At 40.3% G+C, this 15,573-nt stretch carries 13 protein-coding genes; 12 read left to right on the top strand and 1 reads right to left on the bottom strand.

Annotated features, from left to right (window positions below):
* Positions 1-275 precede the first annotated feature (275 nt).
* From rsxD to AL038_RS00855, 12 genes are all read left to right on the top strand, one after another.
* On the top strand, positions 276-1,304 hold the full coding sequence (gene rsxD, locus AL038_RS00800) for an electron transport complex subunit RsxD (protein WP_062147599.1): 1,029 nt from the start codon (positions 276-278) through the stop codon (positions 1,302-1,304).
* Between the two features lie 2 nt (positions 1,305-1,306).
* Positions 1,307-1,933, top strand: a complete 627-nt coding sequence (gene rsxG, locus AL038_RS00805) for an electron transport complex subunit RsxG (protein WP_062147602.1) — start codon at positions 1,307-1,309, stop codon at positions 1,931-1,933.
* A gap of 194 nt (positions 1,934-2,127) precedes the next feature.
* Positions 2,128-3,246 carry an adenylate/guanylate cyclase domain-containing protein gene (locus AL038_RS00810; protein WP_062147606.1) on the top strand — a complete coding sequence of 373 codons (1,119 nt, stop codon included), beginning with the start codon at positions 2,128-2,130 and terminating at the stop codon, positions 3,244-3,246.
* A 195-nt stretch (positions 3,247-3,441) separates the two neighbouring features.
* Entirely contained in the window at positions 3,442-5,127 is a 1,686-nt protein-coding gene (locus tag AL038_RS00815) for a BatD family protein (RefSeq protein WP_062147609.1), read from the top strand.
* A gap of 57 nt (positions 5,128-5,184) precedes the next feature.
* On the top strand, positions 5,185-7,482 hold the full coding sequence (locus AL038_RS00820; RefSeq protein ID WP_062147612.1) for an nSTAND1 domain-containing NTPase: 2,298 nt from the start codon (positions 5,185-5,187) through the stop codon (positions 7,480-7,482).
* Positions 7,483-8,081: 599 nt separating this feature from the next.
* Positions 8,082-8,357 carry a hypothetical protein gene (locus AL038_RS00825; RefSeq protein ID WP_145917034.1) on the top strand — a complete coding sequence of 92 codons (276 nt, stop codon included), beginning with the start codon at positions 8,082-8,084 and terminating at the stop codon, positions 8,355-8,357.
* 42 nt (positions 8,358-8,399) lie between these two features.
* Positions 8,400-9,587: a WD40/YVTN/BNR-like repeat-containing protein gene (locus AL038_RS00830; RefSeq protein ID WP_062147615.1), complete on the top strand. Its 1,188-nt coding sequence runs from the start codon at positions 8,400-8,402 to the stop codon at positions 9,585-9,587.
* A 224-nt stretch (positions 9,588-9,811) separates the two neighbouring features.
* Positions 9,812-10,129, top strand: a complete 318-nt coding sequence (locus tag AL038_RS00835) for a hypothetical protein (protein WP_062147617.1) — start codon at positions 9,812-9,814, stop codon at positions 10,127-10,129.
* An 87-nt stretch (positions 10,130-10,216) separates the two neighbouring features.
* Positions 10,217-11,095, top strand: a complete 879-nt coding sequence (gene hypB / locus AL038_RS00840; RefSeq protein ID WP_062147620.1) for a hydrogenase nickel incorporation protein HypB — start codon at positions 10,217-10,219, stop codon at positions 11,093-11,095.
* A gap of 83 nt (positions 11,096-11,178) precedes the next feature.
* Positions 11,179-12,288 (top strand): extracellular solute-binding protein, encoded by a 1,110-nt coding sequence (locus AL038_RS00845; RefSeq protein ID WP_062147623.1) that lies wholly within the window; start codon positions 11,179-11,181, stop codon positions 12,286-12,288.
* Between the two features lie 85 nt (positions 12,289-12,373).
* Complete coding sequence (locus tag AL038_RS00850) at positions 12,374-14,086, top strand: M61 family metallopeptidase (RefSeq protein ID WP_062147626.1); 1,713 nt, start codon at positions 12,374-12,376, stop codon at positions 14,084-14,086.
* Positions 14,087-14,281: 195 nt separating this feature from the next.
* The gene (locus tag AL038_RS00855) at positions 14,282-15,073 is read left to right on the top strand and encodes a protein phosphatase 2C domain-containing protein (protein WP_062147629.1); all 792 of its coding nucleotides are present in this window, start codon (positions 14,282-14,284) and stop codon (positions 15,071-15,073) included.
* Here the strand turns inward: AL038_RS00855 and AL038_RS00860 are convergent.
* Positions 15,066-15,530 (bottom strand): CopD family protein, encoded by a 465-nt coding sequence (locus tag AL038_RS00860; RefSeq protein ID WP_062147632.1) that lies wholly within the window; start codon positions 15,528-15,530, stop codon positions 15,066-15,068. The genes AL038_RS00855 and AL038_RS00860 overlap by 8 nt on opposite strands.
* Between the last annotated feature and the right edge of the window lie 43 nt (positions 15,531-15,573).

Below are 15,573 nucleotides of genomic sequence, written 5' to 3' on the forward strand. Positions count from 1 at the left end.
TCTTTTAGCTTGAACCTTTAACGCCTCTATTTGATAACACGCCATAACCAGTATTTAAATCGGTCAACACACTGTTTGCTAAAGCCTGTTCGAATCAGAATTTACAGAATTAAAAATAATTTGCAGCACGAATACCACCGTTTTGAGCAGCGGTATCCGTCTTTCTTATCTGCTTTTCAGCGATAATTTAGGCGCGACACGCACCCTAAATTGATTTCTTTTTAGCATTTACCCACCGTTTAATTGACGCACGCATTTTACGAATAGACAAAACTATGGCTTTTATTCTCCAATCAGCTCCGTATGTACATGCGCCGACCAGTGTTGCGCAAGTTATGCGTTATGTTTTATATGCCTTACTCCCTGCGATTAGTGTTTATGTCTGGTTTTTTGGGTGGGGGGTGGTTGTTAATATTCTCATCGCAAGTCTAACCGCATTATGGGTTGAAAGCCTGATGCTTTGGTTACGTGCTTGTCCCCTACGTCCATTTTTGCAGGATAATAGCGCGCTGGTGATGGCGTGGTTACTCGCCTTTGCATTGCCACCGTTTACAGTGTGGTGGATGACGGTTTTAGGCGTGGCATTTGGGTTAATTTTCGCCAAGCATGTTTATGGGGGGTTGGGGAATAATCCTTTTAATCCCGCAATGGTTGGTTATGCCCTATTGCTGATTTCCTTCCCTGCGGATATGAGTCGCTGGCCTTCTGTTTACGCACTTACAGAGCATTATCCAACCCTTGCTGATAGTTTTAGTATTATTTTTTATGGGCAAAGTATAAGCGGTTTCACTGTGGATGCCATTACGGGTGCAACACCCTTGGACAGTATGCGTATAGGGCTAGGACAGTTACATCCTGTTAGCGAGGTTAAAAATAATCCTTTATTTGGACTTTTTGGTGCAAAGGGTTGGGAATGGGTTAGTTTTAGCGTACTACTTGGTGGTTGCTGGTTAATGTATAAAAAAATTATTGGCTGGCAAATTTCATTGGGTGTATTAGGCGGACTATTTACCCTTGCAAGTGTATTTTTCTTCATTAGTCCAGAACATTATCCCTCACCATTGTTTCATTTATTCAGCGGTGCAAGCATGTTGTGCGCGTTTTTTATAGCAACTGACCCCGTGAGTGCGGCGACATCAAATCAAGGACGGTTTATTTATGGCGTTGGCATTGGATGCTTGATTTATATTATTCGCACGTGGGGCGGGTATCCTGATGGTGTTGCTTTTGCCGTGTTGTTGATGAATATGACTGTCCCCGCACTGGATTATTTAACACGACCAACGGTATTTGGAGAGAAATAAGGATGTTTAGCTTTCTTGATAAGTTTTCAAGTCCTGTTAAAGCCATGTTGATACTTACATTTTTTGGCATTATTGGCAGTGCATTAGTTGCCGTTAGCTATACAGTAACAAAAGCACAAATAGCTGCGAATGAACGTGCTGTATTAACGCATCATTTAGCCGTTTTAGTCCCTGATAATTTGCATGACAATGATTTATTAAGTGATTCATTACAGGTAACGGATGCACAAGCCTTAGGCATTGCTGAACCTGTGACCGTTTATCGAGCGCGTTATCAAGGTTTGCCCGTTGCGATTATTCTCAATGTTGTTGCACCCGATGGTTATAGCGGTAAAATTTATCTATTAGTTGCCATTGCTTACGATGGAACATTGCTAGGTGTGCGTGTTGTTTCGCACCAAGAAACACCGGGATTAGGGGACGGAATAGAAGAACGCCATTCTAATTGGATATTAAGTTTTGCAGGAAAATCATTAATTAATCCTTTAGAAAACGATTGGAAAGTAAAACGTGATGGGGGTGTATTCGACCAATTTAGTGGTGCAACGATTACCCCGCGTGCCGTTGTTAAAGCGGTTCATCATGCCTTACAGTATTATTGGGAGCAACGAGAGCGATTGTTTTTATAAACGACCGACACAGAAGCTTTATGGTCTGAGTCAAAACCTCCAGAGATAAAAGCATGATTTTTCCCAGCTTTAAATTTGGATAATGCTGAAAACACGGATTTAAACCGTTTTCAAGATGGATGACACACCCTATGGTATAACCCGCTTTTTTCATGATACCGTGTACTGAAAAAACGCCTTTTAGGGAATTGACCATGCCTCTAACCATTACCGACCTTATCTTATGTGAGCAAAAAGTTGCCTACCTGCGCGTTGATGCAGAATTAAATATTTTAGAATATGTTGGCGACGACCGTTTATTGCAGCTACAACCTGCGCAACTATCAGATATTAAACAATATACTGCAACAGAATTAATTCCTGAATTATATGGCTGTGAAGACCTTTTACAAGATATTTTACAAGGCATTATGCCCAAGTTTTGTCTTGAAAATCTTAATCGGGTCAATATTACAACAGGGGATACTTATTATTTAAATCTCAGCATATTACCTTATCAAGAAAGTCATTCCCCGCCACAATTTGTTATTACCCTAATTGATACCAGTTCATGGTCACACGTCCAGCAAACACTGACCCAACAACGCAATGAATTGGATTTATTAAAACAATCATTAGACGATACGAATCAACGCCTGCAATATATTTTGCAACGCTATGTACCGCCAGAAGTTGGTAAAGCACTGATGGAAAAAAGAATTTTACCAGAGCTTGGCGGGGGCGTGCGCTGTGTATCGGTCTTATTTGCTGATTTACGTAACTATACAACCATTAGTGAACGCTTAACACCCGCAGAAACAATTGAAATATTAAGTATTTGTTTAGAAATGGTAAGTAAAGCCATTATGTCAGCGGGAGGCGTAGTGGTTAATTATATGGGTGATGGGGTAATGGCCATTTTTAACGCCCCTGATGAACAAGCAGACCATGCACAACGCGCCGTAAGAGCGGGCATGATGATTCAGACAATGGCAAAAGAAATGCGTGCTAAACTCCCACCAAACACGCCACTACTCACGTTTGGCGTAGGTATCAATACGGGGGACGCGCTAGTAGGCAATATAGGTGCGCAATGGCATCATCAATACAGTGCTGTTGGAGATACGATTAACGTTGCCTCACGTATTTGCAGTTATGCACGCCCGAATGAAGTCCTCATTGGCTCAGACTGTTACGAATTAGTACAAACCGATGTCTTAGCCAATGCCCTACCACCGCTAAAATTTAAAGGCAAAAGTCAGGAAATGGTGGTTTATCAGGTTGAACAATGGGTGGGCGCGTCATATTCTTTGGATGATTTGCATCAGGTTTAAGAAACTTGCAACGCTAATAGGGATGGCATCGCTTTAAGCGGTTCTATTTCTTGTTCATTCTTAAGATATGGTAGCAATAAATTCGCTTTCCTCTTGGAAAAAAGGCGGATTGAGAAAAGAGAATCTTGTTCATCCTGCGTTCTTTATCACTACCTATCTTTATTGATGCTGTGGCAAAAAGCCTAAGGGGTTTGCATGAAAACCACCCAATTGTTTTGCATTTGGACATTATGCTGTTTGGCTTTTCCGTTATCAGCAGCAACACAATTACACGTGGTTTCTGAACCGAATCGCCTTGTTATTGGACAGTTATTTCGTTTACGCATTACGCTACTGGATGCCAGCGAAAGCGATATTCGCAGCAGTCAATCCCCTGATATGCGTATATTACCGCATTCCTTTAGTGTTAAAGACAGCCAACGCATCGTCCCCCCACCGATTAATATCAACGGCGAAATGCGTCGCCAAATTATTTGGCAATACACACTAGAAGCACAACAAGCAGGCACATTTACCCTACCTGCCTTCTCGTTACCAACAACCGTTGGCGTTGTTTACAGTCCACCGCTACCCCTCATTATTCTGGATGAAGCCAAACAAGCCGCTCCGCAATTTATCCTAGAAACAAAAATTTCTAATCCCAATCCCTATTTATACGAACCGATTTACTACACATTACGCCTTTATTATCAAGGCGAATTGCGCGATTTACAGCCGACTCCACCCAGCGATGGTGTGATTATGGAACATCTAGGCAATCCTATGGGAAAGGTGATTCAAAATCACAGAGAAGTAATAAATAATCAAGAAGTTATCATCGGAGAAGTGGTTTATTTACTCACCCCATTACGCACAGGTGCATTAACGCTTGAAGCCAGCAAAATGACAGGGCTACGCCCCGATGAACAACATAACATACTCAGCCATAACACAAATTTTTCAACAATTAATTATTTACCCGTAGAAATCAACAGCCGCCCGATTGAATTAAATGTGCAAACACCACCGCCTAACGCACCCGCCCTGTGGCTACCCCTAAAAAAACTCACCTTAACACAGACATGGACAAACAATATTCAACCAACAACGCCTATCGGTGTACCGTTACTGTTCACCATCACCTTGACGGCTGAGGGCATGGGCGGGCAAGCCTTACCCAACCTCAAAGACCTATTGACCAACACCCAAGATTTTCGCATTCGTAGCCCAAGCCCAGAAAGACAACGCACATTAGCCACAACCGACGGTAAAACCCCCGTTAATAAAATCACCCAACAATTCAGTATTACCCCTTTAAAAGCAGGCGAATTACCGTTACCACAATTAAAAATTCAATGGTGGGATACCGAAAATAAAACGTTTCAACTAACTGAATTACCAAGTCAAACCCTGCAAGTTATAGATAATACGCCCATCATACAGCCTGAAAATACGCCAGCCGTTACACAACACTTTCATATAACCGCTTATATTTACGAATCTATTATTGCTCTATGTGGTTTATTACTCAGTTGGGGAATTTATTACCGTTGGACACACTCCCCGCAAAAATTATCTGCACGTTACTGGCGTAAACAGTGGCAAACTATTGAAGACATTTTTACATTTCAACAACAAGTTCAACACTATGCACAAATTACTTGGCAAGTTGCCCCCCCTGCAACGTTTTCACGGATTACCCAAACATTACAGAAAAATTATGTTGGTCATGAATTACTAATAATCGTTTGTAAAACCCTAGAATCCGCCATTTATGGCAAACAACCCATTGATATACCAACCTTACGCCAACAATGGTTAATTGGTTTACATCAGCTACGTTATAAAAAACAGAAAAAACAAAGAATTATAACCTTAAATACACTAAATCCCAGCCCTTAATCCACACTGGCATTGTTTCTGCAATCCTAAAAAAAACGCATTTTAGGACATGCCACCATGTGTAATACTGCTTATATTCAAACAACTTATCTTGCACAAGATACCTTGCGCTTAAACGGGCGATATGGACAAGTGACTATTTTCCAGCAATACAGTTCACTCGCCGACAGAAAAACCCAAAGCCATAAAGAAATCAATCCTTTTCGCGGTTTATCCGCCTTTCATGCACAACACACTGCCCAATTTTTTGGGCGCGAAACCTTACTAGATAAACTCTGGGAACGCCTATTAAGTTTTTATGGGGAACAAGCAAATCCATTAACCTTGCGTCTGCTACCCATTATAGGTCCAAGTGGTGTTGGAAAATCGTCACTGGTACAAGCAGGCTTATTACCACAATGGGTTAATCAACGCTATGCCCCCTTTCGGCGGTTGTGGCTGGCTGTTATCAAACCCAGCGCGCACCCGCTCAAAAGTCTTGCGTTTGGCTTATCCCAATTACATCAAAGGATAACCAATGATAATTTAGATAAAACATTAATATTCACCCAACAATTACAACATAAACTCGGCTTAAGTAAGTTATTACAAACATTTCCCGAATCTACAAACGCCCCTGTTTTCTTATTAATTGAACAATTTGAAGAGCTTTATACCCATTGTCAGGATGATGCTGAACGCGAATTATTCATCGATAATTTACTATTTGCCGCGTCCGACGCTAAAACGGCATTTACCCTAATATTGACTTTACGAACAGATTTTCTCGCTACCACACAACACCATCCATTGTTATATCAAGCCTTAGCTACACAATCGATTCTAGTGCCGATGCTAACAAAATCGCAATTGCGTCAAGCGATTTGCGCGCCGTCGAGTGATAGCAACTATCCCTTAGCAGAAACAACAATCGAGCAATTTATTCAACAAACCCGCAGCAATGCAGAATCCTTGCCCTTATTACAATTTACCCTACAACGTTTATGGCACTATAAACAACAAGGAATGAGCGAAACCCAAGCGTTAAAAATGCTCAATGATGTCCCGCAAGCCTTATCTATAGAGGCAGAACGGTTATACCATGCCTTATCCTCGCGGGAAAAATCCACTGCACGAGCGATTTTTCTAAAGTTACTGCATATTGACGAACAAGGCGCGCATCCACGCCGTGTAACGCAGGAAACTTTAATAAACACCGTTGATACGGCTGAAACAGTAGAAGCGGTACTAAATAGTTTTTCGCAAACAGAAACGCGCTTATTAACGATAAGTAAGAGCCATGGACAAACCTTTGTTGAACTGACACACGCCGTTTTATTGACGCACTGGTCACGCCTTGCCCGTTGGATTACGGCATTGCAACGCGATGCTTTTTTTCAACACCGTTTAGCTGATGCGGCAAAACAATGGGATAGAGAGAAACGGAGTAGCCGCTTATTATGGCGGGCGACAGATTTAGCCTTACTACGACAATATTACGCCCGCTCGGGAGAAGATTTAAGTACGATTCAATATGCGTTTTTTGTCGAGTCTGACCGTCAACAACGGATTTTCCAACGACTAAAACGCTGGTTTTTTTCAGGATTGGTTCTATTATCCACAGCGGGTTTATTGGGGGTGTATGAGAAAGGTAAAACCATTGAAGAAGTTGAATATCAACTAAATATTGCGTGGGAAAATGTGGAATTAGCACAGGCAGAACGTGACAAAGCGATTATTGCCGAACAAAAAGCGAAAGCATTACATAATTATGTGTTTTTCCCTGACAATATTTACGCATCACCTGCACCACTACAATTAGCAGACAATACCCCTGTTGTGGATGCAACGACTGACCGATGGTTAAGTGATGCACAATTGCAAGAAAAATTGCAACCTATTCATAGTGTCGCGTTGGAATTACCATCACCACCCGCAAGCAGTGTAGAAAAGGAATTTTCCCCCTACACAATGCCCATTGTTATTATAGAATCAGGACAAAAAATAGACCCGATAAAAGCCATGTCCGCTGAAAAACCATATATTATCGTTCACGCAGAACCTGCCAAACCCATTAAACCCGCTCGACAAAAACCGCGTGTGGTCGCGTCTAAGGAAAATAATCGTAATACAGAACATGATGTAGAAGATGACGGCTTATTTGGAACGCCTGTTCATTACACGGAATATAAAGCCGTTGCTACGACGAATAAACCCAAAGAAAGCACTACGACACAGCAAAAAAACCCGCGTCCCGTCGCAAAAACCCGCCCACCGATAAAACCTGCGACGATTGCGTCAACATCAGACACGGAATCGATGCAAGATAAACCCCACTTAGCCCCGCCTAAAACCCGTGAAGGGTTTCTGTTTTAGTTTTTATGTTCAAAAAAGTTGAAATCAGAAAAATTTTATAAATAAAATAGAGACCTGATACGCTATACAACTAGACAGTATAATCATCTATTTTTATATGACATTTAAGTAAATATCTTTCAAAAAGACTTGCTTGGATTATTTTTTTGTACTATGTTAAGCATAGCGCTTTAAGTGCTTTATATATAACAAGGAAATCAAAGATGTTAAAAAATACACTGTTTATACTACTATTGGCGAGCATCTTTTCCAAAGATTGTCTAGCAGTTTCGCCTACATATACATGGAGATATACGGGATATGGAAGCACGTAATATAATGCCGTGATGGGTGTCCTTGATTTAGCAGATTCATCCTACAGTGATAGTAATTTCATCCATGTAACAAATGAATACATTAACTCACCCGCATCCGTAATTTTTCAAGTATCTGCTTTACAAATGGCGATGGTTCTATGTCCCCTGCGCAAGATAAACGCAGACATCTTTTAACGCATGAACTTAGGCATGTACTGGGTTTGAATCATGCTGACCTCCATTGTAAGTCATCCACACTTCTACCAGCATCATGGTTCGTGATAGCGAGCCAATGTTTATCGCGTGTTTCAACCCCAGACAACCACTGAATACGGTTTAAGTGATGCAAAAGAACAGACTAGTCTTTTCTTTTTGTCAAAAGCACCAAAAGGGAATGTCTATGGAACAAAAACACCCATGCACCACTTGACTTTAAACAGAGAAAATCCTGTTTCCTATTCCTTTGAAGGAAAAGAATTTACGCCACATACCATAGCAGAAGCCTATCACTTCTCTTCTGATGATTTCTTAAATGCGGTTCTTATAACGGTACTCAAAAGAAATCAATTATCCGATTAGAATAGCTTGATAAATGGCTAAGTTAGTCATAAGGATGTTCCAATGAAAAGCCTTTATATCGCATTTATTTACTTATCGCTTTTTTCCAATACTGTTTATGCTACAAAATGGGAACGTATCGCTGGGGGTCGCAGTGGATTTGGTGAAAACGACACAATTGCCATTTCTCCGCATAATCCAAATATGCTCTATTTCACCGATGCTGACTTGCTTTATCAGAGTAAAGATGGGGGAGAACAGTGGGAACAGGTAGAAACAGAAACCGTTGAAGGGACTATTAATGATATCGTTATTAACCCGCAAAATACGGCTATTATTTACCTAACAACCGTGGATGATTCAACATTCACAGCACGTGTCTTTAAATCTGAGGACAATGGCATCTCTTGGATAAAAAAGCTCGAGAGTAAAAGCGAACGGATTCAGTTAAGAATCAATCCTTATAACACTGATATTATTTATCTTTTTGCCTACTCTTTTAGTGCTTCGTTTTTTAAAAGCATTGATGGTGGTGATAACTGGGAAAGTCCCACATCCTCCGTGTTTGCTCCATCATTTCTCGCCGTTGACCCGCAGAATCCCAATACGCTTTATCAGAGTACCACTAGTACCTTATTTAGCGGTGGTCCTCTTGCTGATGGACTTTATAAGAGCATTGACCAAGGACAAACTTGGGTATTAAAAACGGGATTATATTCCTACCCATCTTATACAAAATTACCCATTGCCATTAATCCACATCATCCAAATACACTTTATGTTAGTGAGCCATACATTTACAGTTACGAATCCCCTATTAGTGCTCGTGTTCGCAAAAGTATTGATGGGGGGGAGACATGGGAAGTTATTCATAATATTGCAACCGACAATATTGTAATTGACCCCCATAATCCAGAAATTGTCTATTTAGGCGCACGAACAGGTTTATACCGTAGCGCGAATGGAGGGAAAACTTGGACAGAATTATCCGTGGGCGTTTTCTCAGAACCTAATATTCGCGCACTGGTTATCAACCCGCATCATCCTGAAATTCTTTTTGTGGGAGTACAAGATAGCGGATTGTATCGTGTTATTACTGACAGTGATTGCGTTGCTACCTACAACTCAACCCAAAATGTCGTTGATATTCCTTGTCTTCGTATTGATAACGATAGCAGCGTACTAGACATCGAGTTGACGGGACGTGAATCAGATTTACTCTTTGATGTATCAGGCGTTCAAGCACGTTAAATCTATTCGAGCTTGTTATTAAAACAGGATATCTCGTTAATAATACGATATATCCTGTTTTTTTATAAAACACATCTGCAACGGTCTAAATTAAAATTCTCAAAATTAACAAAGAAAAAAGATAAAAAACCGCTAAATAATGCAGGTTAAAAAAAGTATGGCATAATTGACACTAAGAAACTTTATACAGTTAAATCATCATTACCCCACCGTAGGCGACCTTAATGAATACTCATCTTTTATATAAAAATAAACGTTGGTTGCGTACCTTACGGTATTTTCAACAGTTGAGTAAACACAAAATAAGCTTGTCATACACTGATTTTTTTACAGCAAAACGTGAAACAACCAACTCACCCGCTAATCTGAGAACCTTTTTACAAGGTTGGCTTATCCTTTTTTGCTTGCTTTTCCTACTGTTAAGTTTTAGTAGCTTTGTCAGTAAACAACTTGCACCGCACTTTTCATTCGAACAATTTCTATTTTTGTATCAAAATCCTATCATTAATGAAAATACATCCTCATCACATCTACTTCGTTAAGTAAAATCATTCTTACGTCAATCAGTCGCAAGCTATACTATAACGTCAACGTGCGTATCGATTAAGGCCATTGAAGAAGAGGAAATTATGTGTAATACATGTGGATGCAATGTAACGGCAGGCAATGAACATTTAATACAAGGGGATGGAAAACTGGCTAAAACAGAAGAGGGTAGAATTGCCGTTACGGTTTTACAAAATCTACTCGCAGAAAATGACCATCAAGCCTTACATAATCGTGAATATTTTGATGAACATGCGGTATTAGTTATCAATTTAATGTCTTCCCCCGGTTCGGGCAAAACTGCATTATTAGAAAATACGATAGAAGCCTTAAAAGACAGTCTGCGCATTGCCGTGATTGAAGGCGATTTAGAAACCGAAAATGATGCCGAACGCATCCGCCAAAAGGGTGTTCCCGCCGTGCAAATCGTCACAGGAACGGCTTGCCATTTAGATGCACATCTCGTACATCAAGCGGTTCATCAATTAGATTTGGATAATTTAGATATTCTTTTTATTGAAAACGTAGGAAATTTAGTTTGTCCCGCCAGTTTTGATTTAGGACACCATCGCAATGTAACCCTGTTATCCGTCACAGAAGGCGACGATAAACCCCTAAAATATCCCGTGATGTTTCGTGCATCTGATGCCATGCTGTTGACGAAAGTCGATTTATTACCTTTTTTAGATGATTTTGACCCGCAAAAAGCAGAACGTAATTTGCGCCAATTGGCTAATTACGCGCCTTTTTTACCCCTATCAGCCAAAAAAGGATTAGGGATGCAAGCATGGATAGCATGGTTACGCCACGAACTGCACGTTCAACGCGAACGCCTAAAAACGGGTAGAACCGCTCGCCCTGCAATACAAGCTGATGGGGCGAGAATACATGCGCATTCTCATGAGCATCATCACCATACTCATGCAGATGGCACAACACATGTGCATTCTGCACATGAATGATTTAAATTAACGTGTGCTTTTTATCGTTCTAATCACAGGCTATACTGTCACTTTATTCCCTTTTCTTGACGAGGATTATCATAATGTTCAAGCAGTTTCAACAAAGTTTGTTAGGTATTGCAGTTGTTTGCACCCTTGCAAGCGGTGCGGTGCGTGCGGAAGAAAATGTTCTGCATATTTATAACTGGTCTGACTACATTGCTGAAGATACTGTTGCTAATTTCGAAAAAGAGACTGGCATTAAAGTTGTCTATGATGTGTTCGACAGTAATGAGGTGTTAGAAGCCAAGCTAATGACGGGCAAAACGGGTTTTGATATCGTTGTGCCTTCTGCCGCCCCCTACTTGGGCAGACAAATTCAAGCGGGCGTTTATCAACCTTTAGATAAAAGCAAATTAACCAACTATAAAAACCTAGACCCTGTTTTACTAAAGGGGTTAGAAGCTGTTGACCCAGAAAATAAATATGCAATTCCCTACTTGTGGGGAACAACAGGCATCGGTTACAACCCCGAAAAGGTTAAAGCCGCTTTGGGTGAAAATGCCCCTGTTGACAGTTGGGATTTAGTCCTTAAACCCGAAAATTTGGAAAAACTGTCTAAATGTGGCGTGTATATGTTAGATACTCCCACAGAAATATTTCCTATTATCCTGAATTATCTGGGTAAAAACCCGTTAAGTGAAGTTGAAACGGACTACACCGACATTGTAAAACCGTTTATGTTGAAGCTGCGTCCTTTCATTACTAATTTTCACTCTTCCGAATATATCAATGCGTTAGCAAATGGCGACATTTGCGTTGCAATTGGTTGGTCAGGTGACGTATTACAAGCGGCTGACCGTGCTAAAGAAGCGAATAAAGGTGTAACAGTCGCTTATAGCGTGCCAAAAGAAGGCACTATTATGTGGTTTGACATGATAGCCATTCCGAAAGATGCGAAAAACGTAGCGGCGGCTTACAAATTTATCGACTTCGTTTTACGTCCTGAAGTCATTGCCAGTGTTACCAACTTTGTTCACTACGCAAACCCAAATCCTGCTTCTTTAGAAACCGTTATAGACGAAGTAAAGAATAATAAAGGGGTTTATCCTGCGGATGAGGTGAAGAAAAAACTATTCATGTTAAAGATTCTGCCGCAAAAAGTTGAACGTGTCTTAACCCGAGTGTGGACGACGGTAAAAACGGGTAAATAACCCATTTTTATGTTGTTATACAAAAGCCTCGTAAAAACTTTACGAGGCTTTATTTTTTGCAACCCGCTACGATAGATTATCAATTATGCAAGTTCATTATCTCGTCAGCATTACCGCCCCTCACACTCACCTTGTTCAAGTAACCCTCAAGGCGCAACGAGACAGCGAGCAACAACGGCTACAAGTTTTTCTCCCCTCATGGAGTCCCGGTTCTTATTTAATGCGTGAATATGCCCGCCATATTCGGACACTTTCTGCAAGCACCCTCGATAATATTCCTTTATCTTGTCAACAAATTGCTAAAGGAACATGGGAAATTGACTGGACAAATAGCCCTGTTGCGACACAAGCAATCTTAGATTTTCAAATTGTCTATGAGGTATATTGTCACGAATTTAGCGTGCGAACCTGTCATGTTGATAGCACACATGCGTTTTTACATGCCCCTGCTTATTTATTAGGCATTAAAGATGTTGCCTTATGTAACCCAATTATTCGCCTACAATTTCCCGAAGAATGGCAAAATGTTACCACAGGATTAGAAGCCTTATCCAAATATCCACACTGCTATATTGCGACAGATTACGACCAATTATTAGATTGTCCTATAGAAATAGGTAATCATGAGACTGATACGTTTTACGTTAATAATAAAGCCCATCATATTGGATTTTATGGCGATATTTTCCCTCATGTTTACGACTTACGCCAAGATATTCAATCCCTCGTAGAATTAATCAGTCACACCATGAATTCTATGCCTTACACGCATTATGCGTTTATAGCCCATTTTATACCGCGATTGTATGGTGGAATAGAACATAGTAACTCCGCTGCATTGCAATTTGATGGGCGTAAATTAGCGAATCGTAAAGAATATATTAGATGGTTGGGATTGGTTGCGCATGAGTATTTTCACACGTGGAATATAAAACGCATACGCCCAACAGAACTCGCGCAATTTGACTACTGCCAAGAAAATTACACCCGTATGCTCTGGTTAGCTGAAGGTTTAACCAGTTTTATGGATGATTTATTTGTATTACGGGCGGGTTTATGCACAATTGAGGAATATCTGGAAAAAATCCGCGAAGATTTCGCGCGTTACTATGCAACAGAAGGTCGACGTTTTCACTCTTTAGAAGATAGCTCGTTCAATGCGTGGATAAAACTGTATAGACCTGATGAAAATACAGCAAATAGCTCAATTAGTTATTATCTAAAAGGCGGACTGGTTTTCGCGCTGTTGCACATTCAACTATTAGCATTTGGTAAGAAAATTGACGACTTATTGCATTTATTATGGCAAGCCTATCAAGAGAATCCAAGCACAGGCGTGAGTCTTTCTGACATATTAGCGATGATTACCCAGTTAAGTAATGCAAATCTTGCTGCGCAATTTCATCACTGGATTACCAACACTGACGAAATTAATTTTGCTGATTTCTATCAAAAAATCGGCATACAATTTGTCTGGAAACCAGAAAGTACCGTGTGGTTAGGCATAGAGTTTGAACCCCGTGTTGATAAAATAATTATTAAAAGCTTACGCTTAGATGCGCCTGCTTATCAATCAGGTTTAAACGCAGGCGACGAAATCATTGCCGTCAATCATCAACGAGTCACGCTAGAAGACATGCAAAAACTAGATATTTTAATCCCTTATCAAAACTACCAATTTTTAATCGCTCGTTCTGAGCGCGTATTGGATATTGATGTTAATACCGGGGTAAAACCTGATACGCTGGACAAATTGCTGATTATAGACCGTGATAAAGCATTAGCGGCTTTGTTATAAACCTAAGACCCAACAAAAGTCGGGAATGAGATGCCAACTCATTTCCGAACGATTTTTGACAAAAAGTTAATATGATATATACAATTTTTTCAATCGGTTGTATAACACCATTTCATGGACTCACTTAATTATCCAAACGGGATATGTTCGGTTTGAAAGTCTTTTTCAACTCGTTCCCCTGAGAACACCGCATTTATGTTGCATTACGATTCTTTTTTTACCATCGGTAAAACGCATACAATCTGTGAAGATTATGCAATACAAGGTGATACCCCCTATCCTTTTCTGATAGTCTGTGATGGATGCTCCTCCTCCGCACATAGCGACGTTGGTGCGCGGGTATTGTCCCTTGTAGCAAAAGCCTTAATAGAAACACAACTTGATAACTTAATCGATAACTATCAACTTTTTGGGCAAAGACTGATTCACAATGCCGCAGCTATTGTGCATAAACTAGCCATGCCCTTATCTGTTTTAGATGCAACAACCTTAATTGCCTTGCAACTAGCACAAAAAATTCGCGTTTATGTTTATGGTGATGGCGTGATTTTGCTTAAAGATAGACAGGGCAATGTCAACTATATTGAAATCGAATTCACCCACAACGCGCCCTATTACTTATCCTATTGGCTAACACCAACACGTCAGCAAGAATATGCAAGCCATGATAGCCATCCGCTGATTATTAATGACTCGCGCGCACCACAAAAAGCCATTGTCCCCTACAATAAACAACTCATTTTTGATTTTTCCTTAACAGATTATCAAACGGTTGCTATTGCTTCTGATGGGATTGGACAATGCTACAATTTTGCGGATGGCATACGAATTTCTGTTGCTGATATTGCTGAACAACTGTTAGCGTTTAAACAAATAGAAGGGGATTTTGTAAAACGTCGGGTAAAACGCGCCTTAGAACAATTGGCAAAACAAGGCGTTTATGCGGCAGACGATTTAACCCTTGCCGCATTTGTAGATGCTACATAAATAAGGTTTTTCCTAATGTTGCAACCACAATCGTGACTAATCCTAAGACTAAATTAATGCCAATTAAACGGCGAATTTGCCCTAAACGTGTAGCCCCTATTTGCCAGTTTTGCATCGCAACAGCATCTTGTAAATGACGATAGCTTATAAAAAACAAGTGAATAAAAATCGTCATCATAATAAGCCCTGTTAGCAACATTAAATGCACATGCCACTGTACATGAGCCATTCCGCCATACAAATAAATCATTAATAATCCTGTGATTAACAACGTCACTGTCGCCAGCCAAACCCAAGGGAAAAATTTCTTAAAAACCTGTGTCCATACTTGCAAACGCAATGGCAATTCAAGCCACTGCGCTGCAACTGGGCGCAGTGCCATATACGCAAAAAACATCCCGCCCACCCAAATAACCATCGCTAACACATGGAGTGTTTTTAACAAATTAAATAACATAATGTTTCCTATTTTTATAAAAAACTTGTCAACATCAGGATTT

Source organism: Beggiatoa leptomitoformis, assembly GCF_001305575.3.
In the GTDB taxonomy this organism is placed as follows: domain Bacteria; phylum Pseudomonadota; class Gammaproteobacteria; order Beggiatoales; family Beggiatoaceae; genus Beggiatoa; species Beggiatoa leptomitoformis.